The sequence below is a fragment of the Rhizobium sp. 21-4511-3d genome (assembly GCF_053522545.1).
Genome location: NZ_JBNWCF010000035.1, coordinates 1 through 2179, shown reverse-complemented (window position 1 = coordinate 2179; position 2179 = coordinate 1). Strand labels below are relative to the sequence as shown.

Genomic DNA, 2179 nt, shown 5'->3' with positions numbered 1-2179 from the left:
CAGTGATGTAACAATCGAACTTGGTCGGGGCCGACGCGTCCGCGTGGATAGCGACATCGACACGGAAGCGCTTGGCCGGATACTCGATTGCGTGCTGGGGCTGCGATGATCCCGGTTCCGAGTGGAGTGAAGGTCTGGTTGGCGACGGGCCACACCGATATGCGCAAAGGCTTCCCCGGTCTGTCGTTGATGGTGCAGGAGGCGCTAAAGCGCGACCCGATGTGCGGTCACCTGTTCGTATTCCGCGGCCGAGGCGGTGGCTTGATCAAGGTGATCTGGCATGACGGCCAGGGAGCTTGCCTGTTCACGAAGAAGCTCGAGCGAGGACGCTTCATCTGGCCTTCAGCGGCCGATGGCACGGTAGTGATCACGCCTGCGCAGCTCGGTTATCTGCTGGAGGGCATCGACTGGCGGATGCCGCAAAAGACCTGGCGGCCAACGTCGGCCGGATAAGCAAAAACACTGGAATGATGGGGTCGAATATGATTCCATCCTGTCATGAGCAATGCGACCGAAGAGCTTCCGGACGACCTTGCCAGTGCCCTCGCACTGCTGGCCCAGGAACGTGCGCGCCGTGTCGCAGCCGAAGCAGAAGCGGCGGCCGCCAAGGCAGAAGCCGCCAGCGCCAAGGCACTCGTATCGCATTCCGAGGCGCTGATCGCACGGCTGAAGCTGGAGATCGACAAGGTTCGACGTGAACTCTACGGCAGCCGATCCGAGCGTAAGGCGCGGCTCCTTGAGCAGATGGAACTGCAGCTCGAGGAGCTCGAAGCGGATGCCGGTGAAGATGAATTGGTCGCGGAAATCGCCGCCAAAGCTTCAACCGTCAAAGCCTTCGAGCGCAGGCGTCCGTCACGTAAGTCATTCCCCGAACACCTGCCACGCGAACGCGTCGTTATCGCCGCTCCCGCCAATTGCGCCTGCTGCGGATCGGCTAAGTTGTCGAAGCTTGGCGAGGACATCACCGAGACCCTGGAGGTCGTACCGCGTCAGTGGAAGGTCATCCAGACGGTGCGGGAGAAGTTTACCTGCCGCGAGTGTGAGAAGATCACGCAGCCGCCGGCACCATTCCACGTAACGCCCCGCGGTTTTGCAGGGCCGAACCTGCTGGCGATGATCCTGTTCGAGAAGTTCGCCCAGCACCAGCCACTCAATCGCCAGAGCGAACGCTATGCCCGCGAGGGCGTCGACCTCAGCTTGTCGACGCTGGCCGATCAGGTTGGAGCATGTGCAGCGGCGCTGAAGCCCATCCACTCCCTGATCGAGACGCATGTCCTTGCCGCCGAGCGACTGCATGGCGACGACACGACCGTCCCGATCCTCGCAAAGGGAAAGACCGATACGGGCCGCATCTGGACTTATGTCCGGGATGATCGGCCGTTCGGAGGCCTCTCACCGCCGGCAGCCCTTTACTATGCCTCGCGCGATCGGCGGCAGGAACATCCGGAGCGCCACCTGAAGACCTTCACCGGTATTCTGCAGGCGGACGCCTATGGTGGCTACAATCCGCTGTTCAAGGATGATCGCGATCCAAATCCGCTAAGTCAGGCGTTTTGCTGGGCGCACTCGCGGCGCAAGTTCTTCGTGCTCGCCGACATTGCCGCAAACGCCAAGCGTGGAAAGAACGCCACGCCGATCTCGCCTATGGCGCTTGAGGCCGTCAAACGGATCGACAGCCTGTTCGATATCGAGCGCGAGATCAACGGGCTCACCGCCGATCAACGCCTGGAGAGTCGCCACAAGGAAAGCCTGCCGCTCGTCAATGATCTGCAGGCTTGGCTTCAAACCGAGCGGTTAAAGCTGTCACGCAGTTCTCCGGTCGCGGAGGCCATTGATTATATGCTCAAGCGATGGGACGGCTTCACGTCATTCCTGGAGGATGGCCGGATTTGCCTCACGAACAACGCCGCGGAGCGAGCCCTGCGAGGCTTCGCACTCGGTAGGAAGTCCTGGCTCTTCGCCGGATCAGACCGCGGCGCGGATCGTGCAGCCTTCATGGCAACGTTGATCATGACGGCAAAGCTCAACGACATCGATCCGCAGGCGTGGCTGGCCGACGTTCTTGCCCGCATAGCTGACACGCCGATTATCAGGCTGGAGCAGTTGCTTCCGTGGAATTGGACGCCGCCGACCGTCAACGCTCAAGCTGCCTGACCTGTGGTCTTCACCGGATGCTTAC

The 2179-nt window shown here is 61.4% G+C and carries 2 protein-coding genes; both read left to right on the top strand.

Going from position 1 to position 2179, the window contains the following annotated elements; all coding sequences use genetic code 11:
• The first annotated feature begins 105 nt into the window (after nucleotides 1–105).
• Complete coding sequence (gene tnpB / locus ACQZ5H_RS32590; RefSeq protein WP_008536653.1) at nucleotides 106–453, top strand: IS66 family insertion sequence element accessory protein TnpB; 348 nt, start codon at nucleotides 106–108, stop codon at nucleotides 451–453.
• A gap of 45 nt (nucleotides 454–498) precedes the next feature.
• Nucleotides 499–2154, top strand: a complete 1656-nt coding sequence (gene tnpC, locus ACQZ5H_RS32585; protein ID WP_413390881.1) for an IS66 family transposase — start codon at nucleotides 499–501, stop codon at nucleotides 2152–2154.
• Nucleotides 2155–2179: the final 25 nt, after the last annotated feature.